Annotated in this window: 9 protein-coding genes; 4 read left to right on the top strand and 5 right to left on the bottom strand. The window is 70.1% G+C overall.

Annotated features, from left to right (window positions below; genetic code table 11):
* The first annotated feature begins 207 nt into the window (after window positions 1-207).
* Window positions 208-2,412 carry a YCF48-related protein gene (locus ACE3QP_RS07680; RefSeq protein ID WP_374434917.1) on the top strand — a complete coding sequence of 735 codons (2,205 nt, stop codon included), beginning with the start codon at window positions 208-210 and terminating at the stop codon, window positions 2,410-2,412.
* Here the strand turns inward: ACE3QP_RS07680 and ACE3QP_RS07675 are convergent.
* Window positions 2,409-4,352: an acyl CoA:acetate/3-ketoacid CoA transferase gene (locus ACE3QP_RS07675; RefSeq protein ID WP_374434916.1), complete on the bottom strand. Its 1,944-nt coding sequence runs from the start codon at window positions 4,350-4,352 to the stop codon at window positions 2,409-2,411. The two genes, ACE3QP_RS07680 and ACE3QP_RS07675, sit on opposite strands and share 4 nt — an antisense overlap.
* A 33-nt stretch (window positions 4,353-4,385) precedes the next feature.
* Here ACE3QP_RS07675 and ACE3QP_RS07670 point away from each other — a divergent pair, with 33 nt between their 5' ends.
* Window positions 4,386-4,928, top strand: a complete 543-nt coding sequence (locus ACE3QP_RS07670; protein ID WP_374434914.1) for a HutD family protein — start codon at window positions 4,386-4,388, stop codon at window positions 4,926-4,928.
* 162 nt (window positions 4,929-5,090) lie between these two features.
* Entirely contained in the window at window positions 5,091-7,382 is a 2,292-nt protein-coding gene (locus tag ACE3QP_RS07665; RefSeq protein WP_374434913.1) for a putative bifunctional diguanylate cyclase/phosphodiesterase, read from the top strand.
* On the opposite strand, the gene ACE3QP_RS07660 is transcribed toward ACE3QP_RS07665, so the two are convergent.
* Window positions 7,383-8,366, bottom strand: coding sequence for an ABC transporter substrate-binding protein (locus ACE3QP_RS07660; RefSeq protein ID WP_374434912.1), 984 nt, complete (start codon window positions 8,364-8,366; stop codon window positions 7,383-7,385).
* A 214-nt stretch (window positions 8,367-8,580) separates the two neighbouring features.
* On the opposite strand from ACE3QP_RS07660, the gene ACE3QP_RS07655 reads away from it, so the two are divergent.
* Window positions 8,581-9,774, top strand: a complete 1,194-nt coding sequence (locus ACE3QP_RS07655; RefSeq protein ID WP_374434911.1) for an NF038122 family metalloprotease — start codon at window positions 8,581-8,583, stop codon at window positions 9,772-9,774.
* Between the two features lie 52 nt (window positions 9,775-9,826).
* Here ACE3QP_RS07655 and ACE3QP_RS07650 read toward each other — a convergent pair whose 3' ends face one another.
* Genes ACE3QP_RS07650 through ACE3QP_RS07640 form a run of 3 tightly spaced genes read right to left on the bottom strand, consistent with a single transcriptional unit; the run spans window position 9,827 to window position 13,514 of the window.
* Window positions 9,827-10,594 carry an ABC transporter permease gene (locus ACE3QP_RS07650; protein ID WP_374434909.1) on the bottom strand — a complete coding sequence of 256 codons (768 nt, stop codon included), beginning with the start codon at window positions 10,592-10,594 and terminating at the stop codon, window positions 9,827-9,829.
* Window positions 10,591-11,328, bottom strand: coding sequence for an ABC transporter ATP-binding protein (locus tag ACE3QP_RS07645; RefSeq protein ID WP_374434908.1), 738 nt, complete (start codon window positions 11,326-11,328; stop codon window positions 10,591-10,593). The genes ACE3QP_RS07650 and ACE3QP_RS07645 overlap by 4 nt, the downstream gene beginning before the upstream one ends.
* 35 nt (window positions 11,329-11,363) lie before the next feature.
* Window positions 11,364-13,514: a S46 family peptidase gene (locus tag ACE3QP_RS07640; RefSeq protein ID WP_374434906.1), complete on the bottom strand. Its 2,151-nt coding sequence runs from the start codon at window positions 13,512-13,514 to the stop codon at window positions 11,364-11,366.
* Window positions 13,515-13,645: the final 131 nt, after the last annotated feature.

Genomic DNA, 13,645 nt, shown 5'->3' with positions numbered 1-13,645 from the left:
CGTTGCGTACCTCTGGGTACGCGCCTCGAATCCGCACACCCATTGCCCGCTCGCCTCGGGTCTTTCGCTTCGATCTCTTCTGCCGCGCAGACTCCTAGCGGAACGAACCTGAGAATCCGCGCCGCTGAAACGAGAAGACCAGGGAGCGAACGGATGAAACGGACAGGGGCAGGGTGGCGCGCGGCCACGGCGATGCTAGGACTTTGGATGAGCCTGCTCGCGGGCTGCGGCGGCGTGGACGAGCCGGCTCCTGCCGCCTTGCCGGCGCAGCTGAACGTGCCGCTGCCGCAGGCGGCAGACGTGGGCGCACCCGTCGCCTTTCGCGCCGGTCTGCAAGCGGCGCCCGGGCTCGAATTCAGCTGGGACTTTGGCGACGGCCAGCGCAGCAGCGTGCCGGATCCGCAGCATCGCTACGCGAGGGCGGGAGACTATGAGGTGGTGCTGCGCGTTCAACACCCCAGCGGCGACTTCCGTGAGAGCCGGCTGCGCCTGAGCGTCAGCAACATCGCCCATCTGGACGATCTGGATTGCAGCGCGGGGCTTGGCCGTGGCTGGTGTTGGCTACACCCCTTGCCAAGCGGCAACGCCACCCACCAGGTGCGGTTCCTGACACCCACGACGGGCTGGCGCGTGGGTGAGGGGGGCGACATCTTCAAGACCGAGGACGGCGGACGTAGCTGGCAGCGCCGGCCTTCAGGGACAAACGTCGCGCTCTTTGACATCGGCTTTGCCGACCTGCTGAATGGCTGGATCACCGGCCAACGAGGCGCCTTGCTGCGCACCCGCGACGGCGGCCTGCACTGGGAACCCAGCCGCTTGCCCGCCCCGCTGATGGACGGCGTCGCGCAGTTGGAGCAGGTCCGGCCAAACTATCTGCTGGTCCGTCAGGGGGTCAGCCGCATCCTCAGCACGGATGGCGGGGCCACCTGGCAGAGCCTGAGCAGCGACCTCTCAGCCGTCGGGGGCGACGGTCAGCTTTGGCGCTTTCAGGGAGCGGAGCTGCAGCGCCAAAGACCCGGCGAACAGCACTTTGAATCGCAGGTGAACTTCGAGCGAGCAGGGGCGCAGAGCACACCCAGCCTCAGCCTGTTCGGTCCCCAAGGTGTGGCGCTGTGGGTGTTTCGTGCCTTCCCGGTCGAATCAGCGCAGGCCTGGACTTACCGGATCGACCTGCATCTGAGCCATGACGGCGGCGCGCATTGGAGAGAGCAGGCGCTTGATGCAGACGGTCCGGCGATCGGCGTCAAGGTGCTCCAGGCCAGCGCCGATGGTCAGCGATTGCTGATCGACAGCCAAGGCCAACTGCGGCGCAGTGAGGACGGTGGCCGCCACTGGCTGGCACTGCAGCCGCCGGAAAGCGGGGGCTTCCTGAGCCATGACGGCGCGTGGCTCTTCGCCACCACGCCCGGCGGCGCCTGGCGCAGCGAGGACTGGGGGCGCACCTGGGTGCCGATGCAATTGCCAACCGCCGTCGAGAGCCCGGGCTTGGCGCGCTGGCAGCGGGTGGGTGAGCGCGGCCTGCAGCTGGAGCTGCCGGACCAGGTCCACCTCTCGGCCGACGCGGGCCAGAGCTGGACGCAAGTAGCGCCTCTGGGTCGGCCCGACGGTGGCATCCGTGCGCTGTCCTTCGCCGACGACCGTCACGGCTGGCGCATTGAAAACGGTGGCGTGCTGGCCCAGACCGACGATGGGGGGCGCAAGTGGTCGCCCATGGCCACGGCGCCACGCGCCAGCCGGATTCAGCGGCTCAGTGCGCAGCAGGGCTATGTGCTCAGCCTCGAAGGCCGGCTGATGGGTAGCCTGGATGCCGGTCGCAGCTGGTCTACCGCCCTGCCCTTCGAGGTGCCGGTGCATCAGTTCCGTTTTGACGACCCGTTATCGGGCTGGGCTCTGGCGGGCAACGAAGCCTGGGTAACCGGGGATGGCGGGCAGACCTGGCACCGGGTGCGACCGCCGCCGCACACCACGGCCTTGGCTCTGCGCCCCCAGCGCTGGGTCGCAGTGGGCCAATCTGGGGAGGTGGCGGTCAGTACCGACGGCGGCCAGAGCTGGCGCGCCGCGTTCTCGGGCGCCGAGTCCTTCCATCTGGTGCGGGCCGTCGGTGCTCATGGCCTGGTGGCGATCGGGTTGGGGGGCGAGATCAGCCGCTCCGAGGATGGCGGACTCAGCTGGCAGACCCAGCGTCTGGCCGGCATCGCACCATGGCGTGACCTCTGCTTTGTAGACGAGCAGCATGGCTGGCTGGCCGGCGAGGCCGGTCTGTTCTTCACGGCCGATGCGGGCCGCAGCTGGACCCGACGGGTGCTGCCCACGGAGGTGGGCCTGAGCCAGGTTCAGTTTCTCGACGCCAAGACCGGCTGGGTTGTGAACGAATCCGGGGCGCTGCTGGCCACCGGTACCGGTGGGTCTTAGCGCACAGGCGAAGCGGCGCGTCCCAACGCCGCCACCGCCTCATCCGCCGTCGCCACCATGCTCGGCGGCAGGCCGCGCAGCGCCAGCGCCTGGGTGAGCCGCGCGCGCACGAAGGCCGAGCCGCCGTAGCGCGTGACGCGGCGGTAGTGACGCTGCGCCAGCTCGGCGGCGCGCTGGGCCCAGAGGTCGGCCACCTCGGGGTCGAGCTCGAACTGCTCGTAGTTGATGACGCCGTCGACCGGCTGGCCGATCGCCTCCAGCCGCGCCTGCAGCACGCCGGCCAGTTGCTCGACCTCGGCGGGCGTGCGCAGGCGCAGGCGCGAGAGGTCGACGAAGAGCACGCCATGCTGCGCATCGAACTGCAGGCGCTGTTCCAGCGGCAGGGCCAGCAGGCGTTCGCGCAGGCCCATCGGTGCGGGCTCGAACAGCGCGGCGTCCATCGGCACGGGGTCGCGCGGCAGCAGCGGGCGGAAGTCCATCTGCGCCAGCACGTCGCGCTCCAGGTCCAGGCCTGGCGCCACCTCGGTCAGTTCCAGGCCATCTGATGTGAGGCGCAGCACGCAGCGCTCGGTCACATACAGAACGGACTGCCCGCGCGCCGCGGCGTGGCGGCCGCTGAACGTTCGATGCTCGACGGTCTGCACAAACTTGCGCACACCCTCCGCGCTGAAGCTGCCGGCGAACACCAGGCGCTTGGCGGACTGCGAGATGTTGATGAAGCCGCCCGCCCCGGCCAGGCGCGGGCCGAAGCGGCTGACGTTGACATTGCCCTCGGCATCCGCCTGCGCCAGGCCGAGCACCGCCAGGTCCAGGCCACCGCCGTCGTAGAAGTCGAACTGGTAAGGCTGGTCGATGATGGCCTGGGTGTTGACGGCGGCGCCGAAGTCCAGCCCGCCGGCCGGAATGCCGCCGATCACGCCGGGCTCGGTGCTCAGGGTGATGAGGTCGGTGACGCGTTCCTCGGCCGCCACCGCCGCCACGCCCTCGGGCATGCCGATGCCCAGGTTCACCACCTGGCCGGCGCGCAGCTCCAGCGCAGCGCGCCGGGCGATGACCTTGCGGTCGTTCAGGGGCATGGGCTTGAGCTGCGAGGCCGGCGCGCGCAGCTCGCCGGCGAAGGCGGGGGAGTAGGGTGTCGCGAAGGTCTGCAGGTGCTGCTCGGGCGCTTCGGCCAGCACCACGCAGTCCACCAGCACGCCGGGGATCTTGACCTGGCGGGGGTTCAGGCTGCCGCGCTCGGCCAGGCGCTCCACCTGGGCGATGACGATGCCGCCGCTGTTGTGCGTGGCCATGGCGACCGACAGGCCTTCGAGCGTCAGCGCCTCGCGCTCCATCGTCAGGTTGCCGTCCAGGTCGGCGGTGCTGGCGCGCACGAAGGCGACCTGGATGGGGAAGGCCTTGTAGAACAGGAATTCTTCACCGTCGATCTCCATCAGCCGCACGCGCTCCATCTGCGTGCGCTCGTTCAGCCGGCCGCCGCCATGGCGCGGGTCCACGAAGGTGCCCAGGCCGATGCGCGACAGATGCCCGGGCTTGCCGGCGGCGATGTCGCGGAACAGATGGGTGATGACGCCCTGTGGCAGGTTCCAGGCCTCGATGCGGTTCGTCACCGCCAGCTGCTGCAGGCGCGGCACCAGGCCCCAGTGGCCGCCCACCACGGCCTTCACCAGGCCCTCGTGGCCGAGGTGGTTCAGGCCACGCGTCTTGCCGTCGCCCTGGCCGGCGGCGTAGACGAGGGTGAGATCGCGCGGTGCGGCCGTGCGCTCGAAGCGCCGCTCCAGCGCCAGGGCCAGGGTCTCGGCGAAGCCGATGCCGACGAAGCCGCAGGTGGCCAGGGTGTCGCCGTCCTGGATCAGGGCCACGGCCTCGTCGGCCGACACCACCTTGCCATGCTCGTAGGCGCGCAGGCCTTGCAGCAGTTCGCGGGCACTTGCATTCATGCGCGCAAGCGTAGCGCCGCTACGCTTCGCCCCATGCAGATCCTTCTGGCTGACTCCATTCCCCCCACGCCTTGGCGCAACGGCGGTGGGCAGACCCGCGAGCTCTTTGCCGAACCCGCCGGCGCCGACTGGCGCCTGCGCGTCAGCCTGGCGGACATCGAGCAGGACGGGCCCTTCTCGTCTTTCCCAGGTGTGCAGCGCCACTTCGCGGTGCTGCAAGGCCCTGGCGTGGAGCTGACGCTGAACAGCCAGGCCCTGCAGCTGACGCCGGCCAGCGCGGCCCTGGCGTTCGATGGCGCCGCCGCGCCCGGCTGCCGCCTGCTGGGCGGCGCCACGCGCGACCTGAACCTGATGCTGCGCGAGCGCAGCGGCGAGCTGCAGCGCGTGCGCAGCGACGTCGAATGGGACGCCCCCTGGCCCTGGCGCGCCTGCTTCACCGTGGCGCCGGCGCGCCTGCTGGACGCCGCGGGCACGGCGCACGCCCTGCCGGCCTGGAGCCTGGCGCTGGACTTGCCCGCCGGCCCGCTGCGCCTGCAGCTGACCCAGGAGCAGCCCGCCTACTGGCTCGGCGCCTAAGCGGGCCAGGGCCCAAGCCAGGGCCGCCCCGGGGGTGGCAGCCCCGCCCCACGGGTTACAAACGCCCCCCAAATCGGTTCTCACCCTTGCGCGAAAACCCTCATCGCTGATGCGGCGTCTCCCCAATCCCCTGAGCCTGCGCGCTGAGCGCAGTCAGACCCGATGAGCTGGGTCTGGCTGCCGGGCCTGCTGCTGGCCCTGCTGTTGCTGGGGGCCCTGCGCCGCCTGCGCCAGGCCCGGCGTCTGCGCCAGCGCATGGGCGGCAGCCTGGCTGAGTTGGAGGCGCAGATTGCCGAGCTCAGCCGCGCCGAGTTCGAGAGCCATGTGCCGCTGGCCCAGGAACCTCCGCCCGACTCGCTGATGGGCCGCTTGCTCGACACCCAGCGCCGCCTGCACCGGCTGGAGAGCGAGCGCCGCGAGACCGTGCAGCGCCTGCAGCTGGCCGCCGGCGTGTTCACGCACGCGCGCGAGGGCATCATGATCACCGACGCCACCGGCCTGATCGTGGACGTCAACGAGGCCTTCACGCGCGTCACCGGCTACTCGCGCGACGAGTTGATGGGCCGCTCGCCGCGCCTGCTTGACTCCGGCCGCCACCCGCCCGAGTACTACCAGCGCCTCTGGCAGGACCTGCAGCAGCAGGGCCAGTGGCAGGGCGAGATCTGGGACCGTCGCAAGGGCGGCGAGCTGTTCGCCTCGCTCGAAACCATCAGCGCGGTGCGCAACGAGCAGGGCCAGATCACCCACTACATCAGCCTGATGACCGACATCACGGCGCTGAAGGAGCAGGCCCAGCGGCTGGAGCACATTGCCCATTACGACGCCCTGACCGCGCTGCCCAACCGCGTGCTGCTGGCCGACCGGCTCAAGCACGCCATGGTGATGGCGCCGCGCCATGCCGGCCGCATTGCCATTGCCTACCTGGATCTGGACGGCTTCAAGGAAGTCAACGACGAGCATGGCCACGACGCCGGCGACCGCCTGCTGGTCGAGCTCTCCACCCGCATGCGCCAGGTGCTGCGCGAGGGTGACACCCTGGCCCGCCTGGGTGGCGACGAGTTCGTGGTGGTGCTGCTGGACCTGCCCGACGAGCCCACCTGCGACGCCCTGCTGACGCGCATGCTGCGCGAGATCGCTCAGCCTTTCGCGCTCGACGGCGTGACCGTGCAGGTGTCCGGCAGCCTGGGCGTGACCTTCTACCCGCAGGTGGAAGAGGTGGACGCCGACCAGCTGCTGCGCCAGGCCGACCAGGCGATGTACCAGGCCAAGGTCAGCGGCAAGAACCGCTACCACGTGTTCGACATCGAGGAGGCCGCCCAGGTGCGCGGCCAGCTCGAATCGGTCGAGAGCCTGCGCTTGGCGCTGGAGCGGCGCGAGTTCGTGCTGCACTACCAGCCCAAGGTCAATCTGCGCACCGGCAAGGTCATCGGCGCCGAGGCCCTGGTGCGCTGGCAGCACCCGCAGCGCGGCCTGCTGGCGCCGGGCCAGTTCCTGCCGCTGATCGAGGACCACCCGCTGATCTGCGATCTCGGCCACTGGGTCATCGAGGCCGCGCTGCAGCAGATGAGCGACTGGCGCGAGCAGGGCTTGCACCTGCCCGTCAGCGTCAACGTGGCGGCGCGCCAGCTGCAGCAGAGCGACTTTGTTGCGCGCGTGCTGGCCGCCATTGCCCGCCACCCCGGCCTGTACCCGCAGGACCTGCAGCTGGAGGTGCTCGAGACCAGCGCCCTGGAAGACCTGGTGGGCGTCTCGCGCACCATGGTGGAAGGGCGCGGTGGCGGCCTGGTGTTCGCGCTCGACGACTTCGGCACCGGCTACTCCTCGCTCACCTACCTGAAGCGCCTGCCGGTGGCCCAGCTCAAGATCGACCAGAGCTTCGTACGCGACATGCTGGACGATGCCGATGACCTCGCCATCCTGGATGGCGTCATCGGCCTGGCGGCGGCCTTCCGCCGCGAGGTGATCGCCGAGGGCGTCGAGAGCACCGAGCACGGCGCCGTGCTGCTGCAGCTGGGCTGCGAGCTGGCGCAGGGCTATGGCATCGCGCGTCCCATGCCGGCCGCCGAGCTGCCGCGCTGGGTGGATCAATGGAACCCGCCACTGGAGTGGCAGGGCCTGCAGATGGTCAGCCGCGAGAACCTGCCGCTGCTGCGCGTCTACATGGACCACCGCGCCTGCGTGCGCGCCGTGGCGCGCTACCTGCAGGGCCAGCGCGAGCAGGCCCCGCAGCCTCTGGCCGCCACCCGCCTGGCCGAATGGCTGCACAGCCCGACGCTGGACACGCCGCGCATCGACGCGCTGCGCCAGCGCCACGCCGAGGTGCTGCGCCAGGCCGAGTGGCTGCTGCAGGCGCGCGAGCGCGGCGAGATCCTGACGACGGCCCAGATCGGGCCCTTCCTGGCCGCCGAGGCGGCACTTGGGCGCGCCTTGCGCGCCCAGCTGCAAAGCCGTTGATCAGCTCTTCGGCGCGAAGCGCTCGCTGACGACCTTCTTCAGATCGACCTCGCCGGCCTTGTAGAGCCCGGTCTTGACCATGTCCTGAAGAAAGGCGTCGGCGCGCGCCAGGCTGAGTGGCCCGGGGCGCGCACCGGCCAGTTGCTGCTTGAGCATCAGCGCGTGGCTGGCCTCCAGCTCGGCCTGGTTCATCTCGGGGTTGTCCTGGCGCATGCGGGCGTCGGCTCTAGCGCGCTGGGCCGGGCTGCCGGCCAGGTAAGCCTGCCAGCCCGCCAGGCTGGCGTCCACGAAGCGCTGCACCAGCTCCGGGCGCTGCGCCACCGTGTCGGCGTGCGCATCGATCAGGGTGCTGGGCGTGCTCCAGCCCTGGTCGGCCAGCAGGTGCACCACCGGGTCGAAGCCACCCTGCTGCTTCACGTAGATGGGCTCGGCCACCGAATAGCCCTGCTGCACCGACTGCTTGTTGGCCAGGAAGGGGCCAAGCGTGTAGTTGTAGGGGCGCAGCGCCTCGTCGCGGAAGCCATGGCGGCGCTTCAGCCACTGCCACCAGCTGTACTGCGCGTCCTTGGCAATCCAGATGCGCGGCGCCTTCTTCAGCGCCTCGAAGGATTCATACCCCTGGCCCGGATGCGCCATCAACGCCTGCGGGTCCTTCTGGAACACCGCCGCCACGCTCAAGGTGGGCACGCCCATCTTGGCGTTGTCGAAGGCGTGCAGCAGATTGCCCGTCATCAGGAAGTCGATCTTCTTGGCCGGCAGCAGCGGGCGGTTGTTCACCTGCGGCCCTCCCTGTCGGATCTCGACCTGCAGCCCGGCCTTGGCGTAGGTGCCATCCACCAGCGCCTGGTAGAAGCCGCCATGCGCGGCCTGGGCCTTCCAGTTGGTGGCGAAGACGATCTTCTCGGGCTGGCTCAGCCCTTGGGCGCGGATGAGGGCCGGGGCGGCGAGCAGGGGGCTGGCGAGCAGGTGGCGGCGGTTCAGCATGGCGGGCGGACGGGTGCAGGAGCCCGCATTCAACCACCGCCCTCGCCGCGCGGCGCTCCTGGTGGGAACCCGGAGTCGCCGGTTCTTACATACCCCTCAATCGAGTGGGTTAACGCATTGATTCCGAAGGCCTGGTTCGCATCTTGCTAGCTAGCCGATCTTTCCGATTTGCCCGGGCGCAGACCGCGCCCATCGCTGAAAAGAGATGCCCACCATGTCCCTGACGAAAAACCTGTTGGCCCTGGCTGCCACCGCCACCCTGGCTCTGTACGCCACTCCGGCTGCTGCCCTGAAGATCGAACTGATCAACGTCGGCGGCGTCACCGAAGGCACCGACATCCACAAGGGCTTCACGCAGGCCGCGCGCTTTTGGGAGAAGGCGCTCACCAATGACGTGACGGTGCGCCTGGAAGTGAACTACGCCGCGCTGGGTGCGGGCGTCATTGGCTCGACGGGCAGCACCACCAATGTGTCCTATGTCGGGCCGCTGCTGGATGCGCTGCGCAGTGCCGGCAACTCCAAGCTGGACTCCATTGCCCGTGACAACCTGGTGGCTTCGCGCGCCTCGGGCTTCGTGGGCGGCCAGGCGATTGATGCCCTCATTTCCGCGCCCAAGGCCAATGGCAATGGTGTGAACACCAGCCCGCTGACCCGTGTGCTGGATGCGGACGCCGGCGCGAACAACTCGGCCTTCAGCGCCAACACCTCCTTGCTCAAGGCCCTGGGCATCACCCCGACCTACACCGGTGCTGCGGCCACCAACCAGCGCGACGGCATCGTCACCTTTAGCAGCAACTTCGCCTTCGACTTCGACCCCACCAACGGCATCGATGCCGGCAAGATGGATTTCCTGGGCGTCGCCATCCACGAGATCGGCCATGCCCTGGGCTTCCGCAGCGGCGTCGACACCTATGACGGCAACACCAATCTGGGCGCCAATCTGGGCAACTACGCCATCATGTCCGTCTGGGATCTGTTCCGCTATTCGGAAGAGAGCGCCGACCAAGGCGTGCGCGACTGGGCGATTGGTGGCAACCCGTTCTTCTCGATCGATGGCGGCCAAAGCATTTACGACGGCGACGCCTTCATGGCGACCGGTCGCAGTTTCGGTGATGGCCGCCAGGCCTCGCACTGGAAGGACGCGCACAGCGGTGACCCCCAACTGGGCGTGATGGATCCCACCTCGGCCTTCGGTCAGCAGCAATACATCGATTCGCTCGACTTGGCCGCCTTTGACGCCATGGGTTGGAACGTGGCCTATGACGTGATGTGGCTGAACGAGCGCCGCTTCTCGACGGCTGAGCTCGTGAACATCGACACCTTCGCTGTTCCTGAACCCGGCATGTTGGCCCTGAGCCTGGCTGCGGTCGGACTGATGGGGTTCGCGCGTCGCCGCAAGGAAGGCTGAACCCGATCCTCAGCGACGCAAGGGGCGCCCAGGCGCCCCTTTTTCTTGGGGGTCAGCGCCCATGCCAGCGCCCGATCCACAGGCGCTCCAGCAAGGCCACCGCCGCCTGCAGGCCCAGGCCGCTGGCCATGATCAGGAAGAGCGCGGCGAACATGCGCGGCATGTCAGTGCGGAACATGGCTTCGAGCAGGCGCGAGGCCAGGCCGGTTTGGTGGCCGGCGGCGCCGGCAGCGAACTCGGCCACCACGGCCCCGATCAGCGCCAGGCCCGCGCCCACGCGCAGCCCGGCCAGGAAGTAGGGCGCGGCACCCGGCAGCAGCAGCCAGCGCAGGCGCTGCAGCGGGCTGGCGCGGTACAGGCGGAAGAGTTCCTGCAGGCCGGCATCGGCCGCGCGCAGGCCGGCCAGGGTGCCGGCCAGGATGGGGAAGAAGGCCACCACCCAGGCGCACACCAGCAGGGCGGCGAGCGGGTCGTCCACATAGATCAGGATCAGCGGGGCGATGGCCACCAGCGGCGTGACCTGCAGCGCCACTGCCAGCGGCAGCAGCGCGCGCTCCAGGGCCGGCGCCAGCGCGAAGGCGGCCGCCCCCAGCAGGCCGCTCAAGCAGGCCAGGCCCAGGGCGCCGAAGGTGACCTTGAGCGTGAAGCCCCAGGCCGGCGCGAAGCTGGCGAAGTCCTCCACCAGCACCGCCGCGATGCGGCTGGGCGCGGGCAGCAGATAGGGCGGCACGGCGCCGCTGCGCGAGGCCCATTCCCACAGCAGGCCCAGGCCCAGCAGCAGCAGCGCGGCCGGCGCCCAGTGCTTCAGCGCCTGCTTCATGCGGCCTCCCGCAGCGCATCGGCCAGCGCCTGCTGGGCCTGGCGCACCAGGGCGAAGTAGGCGTCCTGGCGGGTCCAGTCCTCGGCCGTTCTTTGGCCCTTCACATCCAGCTCCAGCAGCACCCGGCTGGGCCGCGGCCCCAGCAGCAGCACGCGGTCGGCCAGGGCCACGGCCTCGAAGACCGAATGCGTGACCAGCACCACGGCCAGCTCGGGCCGCGCCGCGCACCAGGCCAGCAGCTCCTGGCCCAGGCGCTCACGGGTGATCTCGTCGAGCGCGCCAAAGGGCTCGTCGAGCAGCAGCACATCGGGCGCGTTGACGAGGGCGCGCGCAAAGGCCGCGCGCATCTGCATGCCGCCGCTCAGTTCGTGCGGAAGCGCGTTCGAAAAGCCGTCCAGGCCCACGCGCTCCAGCAGCGGCAAGGCCTGGGCGCGTGCCGCCGCCTTGGCGCTGCCCTGCAGGCGCAGGGGCAGGGCCACGTTGTCCTGCACGCTGGCCCAGGGCAGCAGCGTGGGCTGCTGGAACACCGAGCCGAAGCGCAGCGGCCGCGGCATGCGCAGCTGCCCGCCACCGGGCGCCAGCAGGCCGCTGAGCACGCGCAGCACCGTGCTCTTGCCGCAGCCCGAGGGCCCGAGCAGCGCCAGGCGCTCTCCCGGCTGCAGCTGCAGGTTCAGGCCCTGCAGCACGGTCAGGGCGCCGAAGCGCAGGCTCAGGTCGTCGAGTTCAAGCAGCATGGGGCCCGGATTGTGCGGGCCCGCCGCTCACTCATTTACTGAACGCCCAGCTCCTTCAGCACATTGGCGGCCCCGTCTACCACCTTCATCTGCCACAGCATGTAGCGCAGGTCCACGCCGATCGAACGGGTGGTGCGGGTGTTGAAGTCCCAGTCCGAAATGACCGCGTCCGAGGTGCCGTCGAACAGCAGGCCGACCAGTTCGCCGCGCGCGTTCAGCACCGGCGAGCCGGAGCTGCCGCCGGTCGTGTCCAGGCTGGCCAGGAAGTTCACCGGCACCGAGTCCAGCGCCTTGACGGCGTAGCGGTCGAACTGGCGCGCCTGGATGGCCTTGAGCTGGGCGGCCGGGGTGTCGAAGTCGCCCTGGCCCTGGTGCTTTTCGGGGATGCCACGCAGGGTGGTGAAGGCGCTCCACTGCGCGCCATCGGGGCCGGGGCGGCCTTGCACGCGGCCATGGCCCACGCGCAGGGTGCTGTTGGCATCCGGGTAGACGGCCTGGCCCTGGCTGGCCTTGAACTCGATCAGGGCCTGCATCACGTTGGCGTAGGCCTGCTGCAGGCGCCCGCCCAGTTCCTTGCCCTGCGCCAGGCGGGCCTCGTCGTCGGCATGCAGGGCCACGGCTGCGGCAATGAAGGGGTCGCTGCTGGCCTCGTAGGCGGCACTGCCGCGCTCGAACCATTGCAGGCGCTCGGCCAGCAGCGGGCTGCCAGCGTAGAGCGCGTCCATCTGGGCGGCCACGGCGGCGGCGTCCATGCCGGGCTGCAGGCCCAGGGCCTTGAGCAGGGGCTGCTGCTCAAAGGCCTGGGGCTGGGCCATCAGCTGCAGCAGGAAGTGGGCGACGACGCGCTTCTCGGTCGTTTCGTCATAGCGGCGGTCCAGTCCGGCCAGGCGCTGGCGGCGCGCCTTCTGGTCGCGTTCCTGAAAGCCCAGGCGGCGCTCGGCGTCGGGCAGCTGGCGCTGTTTCGCCTGCTGATACAGGCCGCGCGCCAGGCGCAGCGGTGTGGGCTCGGCCAGCTCCACCAGCAGGTCGCGGCGCTCGCGCGCCTGCTGCTCGGCCAGCAATTGCTCCACCGCCTGCAGGCTGGGGCCAAAGCGGGCCTGGCGCTGCGCATCCGCCTGCACCCAGCTTGTGAGCGCGGCCTGCTCGGCCTGCTTGCGCGCCAGCAGGTCCGAGTTCGCGAAGCTGCGCTGCTGGCCCTGCCAGTTCTGCATCGCATTGCCCAGGCTGGCCACGGTGTCGGCCAGTTTGATTTCGGCGTCGCGGCGGCCGGTGGTGGCTTGCTTGATCAGATCCAGATGCTCGCCATAGGCCTTGATCAGCGCCGGGTGCTGCCAGCCGAAGCCATGCTCCACCTCAGCCGGCAGGCGGTAGCGGTTGGTGCGGCCTGGGTAGCCCGCCACCATGACGAAGTCGCCCTCGTTCAGCGGCGCCTGTGCCAGCTTCAGCACCTGCTGGGGCCGGTAGGGCTGGTTGTCCTGGTGAAAGTCGGCCGGCTTGCCGTCCGCTCCCACATAGGCGCGGTAGAAGCTGTAGTCGCCGGTGTGGCGCGGCCAGACCCAGTTGTCGGTGTCGCCGCCGAAGCGGCCCACCATGTCGGCCGGCGCGTGCACCAGGCGCACGTCGCGGATCTCCAGCTGCTTGATCAGCTGGTACTGCAGGCCGCCGAAGAAGGCCGGCACCGAGCAGCGGTGGCCGGCGTCCTGCTCGCACTCTGCCACCAGGCGCTTGATGTGGCGCTCGATCGCTTCGCTGCGCGCCTTGCCCTGCAGGGCGCGGGTGGGGGCGTCCAGCACCTGGGCGCTGACGTCGCGCGCCGCCACGGTCACGCGCAGCCGCGTGCCGGGTTCGGCGGGCAGCTCCTCACTCAAGCTGCGCGCCAGAAAGCCCTGGGCCAGCAGGTCGCGCTGCGGCGTGCTGTTGAACTGGATGCTGCCGTAGGCGCAATGGTGGTTGGTGACCACCAGGCCCTGGGCCGAGACGAAGGAGCCGCTGCAGCCGGGCAAGGCGACCACCGCGCCCAGCGGCTGGGCGCTCAGATCGGCCAGCTGGTTCGGGCTCAAGGCCAGGCCGGCGGCCTTCAGCGACTTGGCCAGCTGCGGCAGCTGCTGCGGCATCCACATGCCCTCGGCAGCCAGGGCGGGGCCGGCCAGGGCCAGCAGGGAGATCAGGGGCAGGGTGGTCTTCATGGCAAGGCCTCAATACTGTTCGTTTAGTTGTCAGGATGTCCGAATCTGCGCATAAGCAGGGGCCGCATGGGTTGGCGGTCGGGCGCCAGCGGCGAGGGCTCGATGACCTGCGGGCGGTAGTCCGCCGCCAC

The organism is Inhella sp. (assembly GCF_041912635.1).
In the GTDB taxonomy this organism is placed as follows: domain Bacteria; phylum Pseudomonadota; class Gammaproteobacteria; order Burkholderiales; family Burkholderiaceae_C; genus Inhella.
This window is presented reverse-complemented; position numbering and strand designations above follow the sequence as displayed.

Bases quoted from the DNA above. Each gene is read 5' to 3' on its own strand.
- ACE3QP_RS07665 (WP_374434913.1), top strand. From the start codon at position 5,091: ATGAGCTGGGTCTGGCTGCCGGGCCTGCTGCTGGCCCTGCTGTTGCTG.
- ACE3QP_RS07660 (WP_374434912.1), bottom strand. From the start codon at position 8,366: ATGCTGAACCGCCGCCACCTGCTCGCCAGCCCCCTGCTCGCCGCCCCG.
- ACE3QP_RS07655 (WP_374434911.1), top strand. From the start codon at position 8,581: ATGTCCCTGACGAAAAACCTGTTGGCCCTGGCTGCCACCGCCACCCTG.
- ACE3QP_RS07645 (WP_374434908.1), bottom strand. From the start codon at position 11,328: ATGCTGCTTGAACTCGACGACCTGAGCCTGCGCTTCGGCGCCCTGACC.
- ACE3QP_RS07650 (WP_374434909.1), bottom strand. From the start codon at position 10,594: ATGAAGCAGGCGCTGAAGCACTGGGCGCCGGCCGCGCTGCTGCTGCTG.
- ACE3QP_RS07670 (WP_374434914.1), top strand. From the start codon at position 4,386: ATGCAGATCCTTCTGGCTGACTCCATTCCCCCCACGCCTTGGCGCAAC.
- ACE3QP_RS07675 (WP_374434916.1), bottom strand. From the start codon at position 4,352: ATGAATGCAAGTGCCCGCGAACTGCTGCAAGGCCTGCGCGCCTACGAG.
- ACE3QP_RS07640 (WP_374434906.1), bottom strand. From the start codon at position 13,514: ATGAAGACCACCCTGCCCCTGATCTCCCTGCTGGCCCTGGCCGGCCCC.
- ACE3QP_RS07680 (WP_374434917.1), top strand. From the start codon at position 208: ATGAGCCTGCTCGCGGGCTGCGGCGGCGTGGACGAGCCGGCTCCTGCC.